General features: G+C 71.5%; 8 protein-coding genes. 4 read left to right on the top strand and 4 right to left on the bottom strand.

The window, feature by feature from the left end; all coding sequences use genetic code 11:
• Positions 1-207 precede the first annotated feature (207 nt).
• Positions 208-1,527 (top strand): M24 family metallopeptidase, encoded by a 1,320-nt coding sequence (locus D7X12_RS35435; protein ID WP_120629630.1) that lies wholly within the window; start codon positions 208-210, stop codon positions 1,525-1,527.
• A 125-nt stretch (positions 1,528-1,652) separates the two neighbouring features.
• Positions 1,653-2,012: a response regulator gene (locus D7X12_RS35440; protein ID WP_120629631.1), complete on the top strand. Its 360-nt coding sequence runs from the start codon at positions 1,653-1,655 to the stop codon at positions 2,010-2,012.
• A 39-nt stretch (positions 2,013-2,051) separates the two neighbouring features.
• Here the strand turns inward: D7X12_RS35440 and D7X12_RS35445 are convergent, their stop codons facing one another.
• Positions 2,052-3,266 carry a tetratricopeptide repeat protein gene (locus D7X12_RS35445; RefSeq protein WP_244224973.1) on the bottom strand — a complete coding sequence of 405 codons (1,215 nt, stop codon included), beginning with the start codon at positions 3,264-3,266 and terminating at the stop codon, positions 2,052-2,054.
• Positions 3,267-3,577: 311 nt separating this feature from the next.
• Between D7X12_RS35445 and D7X12_RS35450 the strand changes: the two genes are divergently transcribed.
• Complete coding sequence (locus D7X12_RS35450; RefSeq protein ID WP_158620186.1) at positions 3,578-4,324, top strand: endonuclease/exonuclease/phosphatase family protein; 747 nt, start codon at positions 3,578-3,580, stop codon at positions 4,322-4,324.
• Positions 4,325-4,332: 8 nt separating this feature from the next.
• Here D7X12_RS35450 and D7X12_RS35455 read toward each other — a convergent pair whose 3' ends face one another.
• Genes D7X12_RS35455 through D7X12_RS35465 form a run of 3 tightly spaced genes read right to left on the bottom strand, consistent with a single transcriptional unit; the run spans position 4,333 to position 7,311 of the window.
• On the bottom strand, positions 4,333-5,136 hold the full coding sequence (locus D7X12_RS35455) for a thioesterase family protein (RefSeq protein WP_120629637.1): 804 nt from the start codon (positions 5,134-5,136) through the stop codon (positions 4,333-4,335).
• Positions 5,137-5,158: 22 nt separating this feature from the next.
• The gene (locus tag D7X12_RS35460) at positions 5,159-6,601 is read right to left on the bottom strand and encodes a TIM44-like domain-containing protein (RefSeq protein WP_120629634.1); all 1,443 of its coding nucleotides are present in this window, start codon (positions 6,599-6,601) and stop codon (positions 5,159-5,161) included.
• A gap of 32 nt (positions 6,602-6,633) precedes the next feature.
• The gene (locus D7X12_RS35465) at positions 6,634-7,311 is read right to left on the bottom strand and encodes a uracil-DNA glycosylase (RefSeq protein ID WP_120629635.1); all 678 of its coding nucleotides are present in this window, start codon (positions 7,309-7,311) and stop codon (positions 6,634-6,636) included.
• 183 nt (positions 7,312-7,494) lie between these two features.
• Between D7X12_RS35465 and D7X12_RS35470 the strand changes: the two genes are divergently transcribed.
• On the top strand, positions 7,495-8,982 hold the full coding sequence (locus D7X12_RS35470) for a TadA family conjugal transfer-associated ATPase (RefSeq protein ID WP_120629636.1): 1,488 nt from the start codon (positions 7,495-7,497) through the stop codon (positions 8,980-8,982).
• Positions 8,983-9,100: the final 118 nt, after the last annotated feature.

Genomic DNA, 9,100 nt, shown 5'->3' on the forward strand with positions numbered 1-9,100 from the left:
GGACTTCACCGACTTCGCGGGCCGGGCCGGGGGCTTCGCGGGCTCGGGAGGGCGCGTGGGCTGCTTCTTCGCCTTGACCGGGGACTTGCGGGGTGCCGTTTTGGCCATGGTTCCACTCTAAGCGAGCCATGCGTCCGCCGCTCGTGGCTTTCATTGGCGCGCAGGCATGGAACAATCGGCGCCCTCCCCCACCCAGGAAACGCATCCATGACGCGCGTCCGGCCCGTCCTCCTCTCCGCCCTGTTGTTCGCTTCCTTCGCCCACGCGGCGCCCGCCGTGCCCGCCGCGGAGGGCGCGTGGCCGCGCCTGCGCAAGGAGCGCCTCCAGAAGCTGCTGCCCCAGGCCATGGCGCGCGCGGGCGTGGACGCGTGGGTGGTGCTCTGCCGTGAGAACGACAACGACCCGCTCGCGGCCCACGTGGGCGGGGAGAACGCGGGCGGCACCGCGGCGTTCCTGTTCCTGCGCGACGGCGCCAACGTGCGCTCGCTGGCGCTGTCCCCCGAGGGTGAGGCCACCGCGCTCAAGGACATGGCGGTGGTGGATGAGGTGGTGGCGGTGGACCGGGGCGCGGACGTGCTCTCGCTCGTCGCCGCGCGGCTGGTGAAGGCGAAGCCCGCGAAGGTGGCCGTCAATTCGTCGGAGCGGCTGTCCATCGCGGACGGGCTGTCCGCCACGCAGCGCGCGAAGCTGGAGGCGGCGCTCCCGGCCGCGCTGCGCAAGAAGCTGGTGTCCGCCGAGGACCTCGTCTCCGAGTGGCTGTCGGTGAAGCTGCCGGAGGAGGTGGACATCATGCGCAAGGCCGCGGCCATCACCGCGCAGTTGGAGGAGGAGGCGTACCGCACGGTGGTGCCGGGCAAGACGCGCGACTCGGACGTGGCGCGCTTCCTCAAGAAGCGCATCGTGGAATTGGGCGTGGGCGACGGGTGGGCGCCGGACCAGAACCCCAACGTGAACAGCGGCCCCACGCGCGGCCACTCCAACGCCACCGACCGCGTCATCCAGCCAGGGGACTTCATCCAGACGGACTTCGGCATCCGCGTGGGCGGCACCTGGGTGACGGACATCCAGCGCTTCGCGTACGTGCTGGCCCCGGGCGAGAAGCAGCCGCCCGCCGAGGCGCTGGCGAAGTGGGAGAAGTCGAAGAAGGGCAGCCGCATCGCGCTCGCGGCGATGAAGCCCGGCGTGCGCGGCTACGATGTGGACAAGGCCCAGCGCGACTGGATGCGCGAGGCGGGCTCCGAGCCCGTGATGTGGGGCACCGGCCACCCGGTGGGCTACTGGGCCCATGACGCCGGCCCCGCGCTCTCCGGCGCGCAGGCAGGCAAGCCGCCCACGGGCTCCGCGCTGCGCACGCTGCAGCCCGGTCAGGTGTTCGCGTTCGACGGGTTCTTCGCCTGGAAGGACGGCAGCAGTCCAGACGCGCTGCGCATCCTCTCCGTGGAGGAGATGGCCGTCATCACCGCCACCGGCGCCGAGTACCTCAACCCACCCCAGGAGCAGCTCGTCCTCATCCCGTCGAAGCCCTGAGGGAAATCGCGCGCACACCTCACGACAAATCCCGGGCCCTCGCCAGGCGGGCGCGGTGGGGGTGGGCGCGCGGCAGATGGGTCTCGGATACAGTTGGGGCCTCGTAGCGCCGGAGGAAGTTCCCCATGCCAAGCGTGCTGGTCATCGACGATGACCTCTTCGTTCTCGCAACCGTGGGAGATGTCCTGCGCAGCGCGGGCTACACCGTGCTGACGGTGCAGTCTCCCGCGGAGGCGTTCCACCTGGACCTGACCAGCGTGGCCGCCATCCTGTGTGACTACAACATGCCGGACATGAACGGCTCTGACGTGCTCGCCGCCATGCGGGAGCTGCAGGGGTGCCGCGCGCCGTTCATCTTCCTCACCGGCCACTCGGACCTGGACGACCTCATCCCCGTGGCCATCCGCTACGGCGCGGAGCTGCTGCCCAAGCCCGTGGACGCCGGAGAGCTGACGCGGCTGTTGCGCAAGCAGATCGCCGCCTGAGCCGGGCTCCGGCCCGCCAGGACACCGCCGACGTCAGGGTCAGCGCGGGCCCAGCTCCGTGAGCAGCGCTTCGGCCTGCTCGCGCCACTCGGGCGCCAGCGCGGGATGGCGCAGGAGCGACGCCAGCCGGTCCCTCGCGAAGGCACGCTCGCCCAGCCAGGCCTCCACGCGCGCGAGCGACAGGACGGGTTCGGGCCGGTGGGGCGCGCGGTGGTGCGCCTCCGCCAGCAGCTCGCGCGCGGGCAGCGCGGCCTCTGGAGGGCCGCCCTCCACCTGACGCAGGAGCAGCAGGCCCAGACGCCACGCGGGCATCCAGTCATCCGGGGACAGGCGCACGGCCTCGCGCCACGCGGCGACCGCGCGCGCCATGTCCGGGGGCTCCTGCGCCTCGAACACCAGCGCCTCCACGGAGCGGCTGAGGCCGGTGGACATGCCGCGCGCCTCCAGCTGGTCGCACAGCTCCAGGGCCTCCCGGAAGCGGCGCTCCGTCACGCGCAGGCGGGCCAGGTGCCCCAGCGCCGCGACGCCTTCGGGCTCCACCCGCACGCGCGCCTCCGCGGCGGACACCGCGCCCCGCACGTTGCCGCGCGCGAGCCGCACATCCGCCAGCGCCTTGAGCAGGCCCACGTCGTCCGGCACCGCCTTCTGCCCCTGGCGCAGCAGGTCCTCCGCCGCCTCCAGCTCACCGCCCGCCTCCAGCGCCCGCGCGAACACCAGGTAGCTGGGCGCGTGCCACGGATCCAGGTGCAGGGAACGCTCCAGGTGCGCGAAGGCCTCCTCCAGCCGGTCCAGCAGGAAGAGCACGCGGGCCAGCTGGAAGTGGTGCAGCGCCACGCGCGGCTCCACCGACACGGCGTGCGCCAGCGACGGGTGCGCGGCGGCCGCGTCCCCCTGCTCCACCCGCACGTAGCCCAGGCCGAAGAAGGCCTCGGTGGGCGGCGACGGCTCCGCCACGAGTTCAAGGTAGAGCCCCAGGGCCTGGGGCCACTCGCTGCGCCGCGTGTGCAGCGCCGCGCTCACCAGCCGCGTCTCGCGCTCTTCGCCCGCGCCGGCCCGGGCGACGCCCAGGAGCAGGGACTCCGCGAGCGCCTCGTTGCCGTCAACCAGGGCCAGCCGCGCCAACGTGAGCATCGCCCGCCAGTCAGAGGCGTCCTGCTCGTGCGCCTTCAGCGCCGCGCGGCGGGCCCCTTCCAGGTCACCCGCCTTGAACAGGGATTCGTAGCGAGGAACGGGGCTCAGGTCAGACACTCCCACGGAGAAGGGGCACGACGACGGGCACTGCATGGAAAGGTAACGAAGGGTGCCGCCCCGTGCCTCGGGTCCCGCGCATGCGCCCCCACCGGAATCCCGGACCGTCAGCTCCCCTCCAGGTTAGCAGACAAGCGGGCGACCTTCCCCCAACACGCCCGTCTCCCCAGCGTTCACGGGGACGACAACCTTTGTCCAAGGCGGGGAGCCCCCGCTGTCCAGGGCCTGGGCCCCACTTCCGGACTTGCCCGCACACGTGGCTCCGTGTTCCCCCTGGAGCGGTGCGACTCCCTGGAGCAGTGCGACTCCGAGATGCGATGCGACTCAAGGTCCTCACCCTGAACGTGGCCCACGGCGCGCCCTTCGCCATGCCGCTGCCGTTCCTGCGACGGCGCTCGGCGCTGCTGGGCACGCTGGATGCGGTGGCGGCGCTGCTCCATCGCGAGGCCGCGGACGTGGTGGCGTTGCAGGAGGTGGACCGCGCGAGCCTCTTCAGCGGACAGGTGGACCACGTGGAGCACATCGCCGCGAGGGCCGGCTATCCGCACGTACACCACGGCGTGCACTCCGGAGTGGCCCGGCTGCTCGCGCAGGGCACGGCGCTCCTCTCCCGCCACCGGCTGGAGGCCTGCGACTCCGCGCACTTCGGCCGCGACCGGCGCGTGGACAAGGGCTACGTCGTCGCGACGCTCACGGGCGAAGACGGCCCCGGGCCCGACGTCGTCTCACTGCACCTGGATCCGTTCTCCGCGCCCGTGCGACAGCGGCAGGTGGACCTGCTCATCCAGGCCCTGCGCCAGCGACCCGAGCGGCCCCGCGTGGTGCTGGGCGACTTCAACGCGGAGGACACGGTGGTGGACGGCCCGGTGGCGCGCCTGTGCGCCGCGCTGGGGCTCCACACGCCGGCGGGAGGCGAGCCCACCTGGCCCCAGCCCCGGGCGCAGCAGAGGCTGGACCTGGTGCTCGTCTCCGCGCCGCTGCGCTTCACGCGGTACGAGCGGCTGCCGGAGGCGGTCTCCGACCACCACGCGGTGGTGGCGGAGCTGGCGGGCCCCGCGCGCTGAAGCGACCTTCAGCCGAGCACGGCGACGAGCTGCCGGCACTGCCCGAGCAGCGTGCCGTCCCGGGTCCAGAGCAGCTGGGACTCCTCGGTGTAGCCCTCGGCGGCCTGGCGCGAGCGGCCGGTGCGCAGGTAGTGCGTGTCCGGCGCGCTGCCCGCGAGCGGGAACGTCTGGAAGAACTGCACGGTGAAGTCCACCGTGGCGGCGGCGCGGAAGCCGTCCACCTGCGACAGCACCGACGGCGGATACGCGTCCATCAAGCCCACGCACAGCGCTGAGTCCAGCACCGTGGGGTCGCGAGGCCGCAGCCAGCCGCCCACCTCCGCCACGGCCGCGCCCGAGTACGGCGGTGAGCCCACGCAGTAGCGGTACTCGAAGAAGCGGCAGAAGTCCGGCATGGGCGCATCGGCGTCCACGGGCGTGAGCGACTCCGGGGCCGGCACCTCCGGCATGACGAACTCCAGGTAGCCGGGAGCCCCGCCACGCGCGGCGCCGAACGTGGCGGTGGCGACGGCCACGACGACGCCCGCGCTCTCCACGCGCGCGGTGGCGTGGGTGACGAGCTTGCCGGCGCGCTCGATGCGCGTGTGCACGTCCGCCACGCCCTCCACCGCGGGCGAGCAGAAGTGCACGGTGAGCGAGCGCACCGGCCGCCGCGCGTCATCCAGGTGGTGCTCCAGCGCGCGCATCACCTGCCCCGCCACCACGCCGCCGTAGGCGCCCCGGCCCTGATACCAGGCGGCCTCGTAGCGCGAGCGGTAGTGCCCCGGAGCGAGCGGTTCGACGAGGGTGGCGGCGAGGAAGGCGGCAGTCATGATGCGCCGCATCCTAATCGCATCATCCCCGGTAGGACGCGTCCTGTTCGATGCGGTGGAGCACCCAGTCGAACGCACCGGACGTCAGGTGCGCCTGGCAGCTCATGCAGTACCCGGCCGCGTCGACGGTCAGGGGCTTGCCGCAGGACGGACACGTCCGCGTCGTCCCTGGCGCGCCCTTCACGCCCCGTCTCCGGACGAGCGTCCAGTACTCGCTGAAGTCCCGGGGGTGCTCCGCGCTGCCAGCGACGAGCTTCTGGTCCGACTCGCGCACGGAGTAGTCCACACAGGTGGCGTGCACGCGCACGGTGAGGGCGTCGTAGTACGTGTCCCGCGACATCCGCGCGAGCGACACGTGCTGGATGGCCGACCTCCGGGTGACATGGCGCACCCCCGCGTCGCGGGAGGCCTGGCTCCCATGACGCTGGGACCGGAAGACGTTGTCGCCGAGGAAGGGCCGCATGCCCTGCCCGTCCGGATGCGATGCGCCCGCCCGCACCTCCTGGAGGATGAGCTCCAGGCGCGGGCGCAGGGCCAGCAGGATGAAGTCCGGATCCTCGCGCCCCAGCGCGTCCAGGTTCGCCTCCGCGCGGGCGTCGCGCAGGGTGGGCAGCTTCGGGTCCCGGCTTCTGGGAGGACCGATGCCGCGGGGCACGCGTTGTTCACGCGCCAGCAAGCGCACCGACTGCACCACCCAGTCGAACCCGCCGGTGTTCACCTTCGTGTCGCAGCGGTAGCAGGTGCCGCCCCGCTGCGCCTCCGACGGCGCGCCGCAGTTCGGACAGGTGAAGATGAAGGTCCCCACCGTGTCGGGCGAGCGGGAGGCAACGGCCGGGGTCCGCTCCAGCGTCCACGCCTCCGTGACGTACCAGGGCTGTTCGGCGCCGACGGCATCGACTTCCGTGTAGTGGGCCTCGAAGCGCAGCGACACCTGCACGCGCGAGCTGTTGTCCGCCACGCCGGTGACGTCCGCGTAGGCCATGACGCCGACGAGCGGGTCCTTCACCTGCGCCGGCCGCCCCAGCGTCCGGAGTGCTTCGAAGGCGTCGTCGGAGAGCCAGGCCCCCACCCTGTCCAGCCGTCCTCCGCCGCGCGCCTCGTGCACGCGCGTGAAGAGCGCATGGGCGAAGTCCTCGAAGACGACGGGGGAGAAGTCCGGGTCGAACCGCTCCAGCGTGCCAGCGTCGCCGCGAAGGCCCACCTCGCGCAGCTGCTCCAGGCGCGAGCGCGGAGAATGACCGGGCGGCGTCACCTTCACCGGCTCCAGCTCTTCCCGCACCGTGGCGTCGACCGTCGCCTGCATGGCCTCTGGCGGCTCCTTCGCCAACTTCCGCAGGTGGGCCATGTCCTTGATGCCGAACTTCTTGAACTGCTGTCGCGCGCTCACGTAGATGAGCCCCGCGAAGCCCGCTCCCACGAGAAGGCAGAAGCTTCCCATGATCAGGAACTGCAGCACTTCTCCCATGGCAGTCGCTCCTCGGGCTTCCGCCGACCTGACTACGCGGGCAGGGTCCAGTCGATGGTCGGTTGTCCCCGGGCCTTGAGCGCATCGTTGGTCGCGCTGAAGGGCTTGCTGCCGAAGAACCCCTTGCTGGCGGACAGCGGCGAGGGGTGCACGCCCTCCATGACGACGTGGCGCTTCGTGTCGATGAGGGCCTTCTTCTTCTGGGCGGGCTTGCCCCAGAGGAGGAACACGACGGGGTCGGGCTTGTCGCTCACGGCGCGGATGACGGCGTCGGTGAAGTGCTCCCAGCCGTGCTTCGCGTGGCTGTTGGGCTGGGCCTGGCGCACGGTGAGCACGGTGTTGAGCAGGAGGACGCCCTGCTTCGCCCACGGGATGAGGGAGCCGTCGCGAGGCTTGGGCACACCCAGGTCGCTCTGGAGTTCCTTGAACATGTTCACGAGCGAGGGCGGAGGGGGCACGCCGGGCTGGACGGAGAAGGCCAGGCCATGGGCCTGCTTGGGGCCGTGGTACGGGTCCTGGCCCAGGAGCAGCACGCGCACGTCGTCATAGGGCGTGAGGCGGAAGGCGGAGAACATGTCGGCCTCCGAGGGGAACACGGTGTGTTCCCTGCGCTCCTCGCGGACGAAGCGCTCCAGGTCCTTGAACGACGGCGCGTGGATGGCGTCATGCAGCACCTTCTTCCAGTCTTCGGGCAACCCGTCCGCCAGCATCGTTGCGTCCCTCCGTGAAGCCGCACCCTAACCCGCGAGTCCGACCCGGAAGCGGCCTGGATTGCACCCGGGTGCCGGGCGGCGAACGTTGCGGTGGGGGCGGGCCGCTGAACCGGAAAGCGAGCAGGCAGTCAGGTCGGGCGCTTGGGGACGGCGCCGGGGCGCGCTAGCCTTGCCGCCGCCATGACGATGTACACCGAGTCGCTCCGCGCCTTTCTCAAGCCCGTCCTGCCCTACCTGGACGACGAGTCGGTGTCGGAAATCATGATCAACGGCCCCACCGACGTGTGGATTGAACGCAAGGGCCGCCTCACCAAGACGGATGCCTCCTTCTCCGAAGAGGGCCTGATTGGTGCCGCGCGCAACATGGCGCAGTTCGTGGGCCGCCCGCTCACCGACGAGCGTCCCCGCCTGGACGCGCGCCTGCCCGACGGCAGCCGCATCCACGTGGTGATTCCGCCCATCGCGCGCAGCGGCACCACCATCTCCATCCGCAAGTTCTTCAAGGACAAGCTGAGCATCGACTCGCTCTTGAAGTTCAAGTCGCTCACCAAGCCCATGGCGCGCCTCATCGAGGCGGGCATCGCCACCAAGCTCAACATGCTGGTGGCCGGCGGCACGGGCTCCGGCAAGACGACGCTGCTCAACATCGTCTCGTCCCTCATCCCGGACGAGGAGCGCATCCTCACCATCGAGGACTCCGCCGAGCTCCAGCTCAACCAGTCCCACATCGTGGCCTTCGAATCCCGTCCCCCCGACAAGTTCGGCAAGGGCGGCGTGGACATGGGAGACCTGCTGCACTCCGCGCTGCGTCTGCGCCCGGACCGCATCGTGGTCGGCGAGGTGCGCGGCGGCGAGGCCTTCCACCTCATGCAGGCCATGAACACCGGCCACGGCGGCTCGCTCGCGACGACGCACGCGAACACGCCCACGGACACGCTGCGCCGCATCGAGTCCCTCTGCTTGATGTCCTCCATCGACCTGCCCATGGTCGCCGTGCGCGCGCAGGTGGCGAGCGCCATCAACTTCGTCATCTGCTGCGAGCGCCTCCACGACGGCAGCCGCAAGACGATTGCCCTGTCGGAGGTGCTCCCGCTCACGGAGAAGGGCGAGTACCGCACGCAGGACATCTTCGTCTTCACGCCCGTCTCCAAGGACGAGCACGGCAACATCCTGGGCTACCACGCGCCCACCGGCATCATCCCCAACTTCGTCAACAAGGCACGCGCGTACGGCTTCGAGGACCTGGACGACGCCTTCTTCGACCCGGCCACCTACGGCGTGCCGCCCCCGCCCAGCTTCCAGGTGGGCGAGGCCTACAAGCTGCGCTGGGCGCCCTCGCTGAAGCACCGCGAGGAAGGCCTCCCGGATCCGGCGCATTTCAAGGAGGACTGGGCCCGCTTCGAGCAGGTCCTCAAGAACGCCGCCCCGGACGGTCCGGTCTCCGGCCACGCCGCCGCCAAGCCCGGCGCTCCGGTGCAGGTGCAGGTGCCCGCCAAGGCCCCCGTCGCGCCGCCCGCGAAGGCCGCTCCGGCGCTGCGCCCCTCGCTGCCGCCCCGGCCGCCGCCGCCCGAAGACGAAGACGAGGACGACGGGAGGCCGAAGACGGAGCTGAACACGTCGGAGAAGACGCAGATCCGCCCGGTGCCGCCGGAGCGTCCTCGCCGGTAACGTCAGGCAGGCTGCGTCCATGGAGCCCTGGGGACCCTCCAGGTTTCTCAGGCCATGACACCGTGAAACATCCACGGGTGACGCCTGCCGTCAGACATGGGGGTGGCCCCGGGGTGGG

Source organism: Corallococcus sicarius (assembly GCF_003611735.1).
Taxonomy (GTDB): domain Bacteria; phylum Myxococcota; class Myxococcia; order Myxococcales; family Myxococcaceae; genus Corallococcus; species Corallococcus sicarius.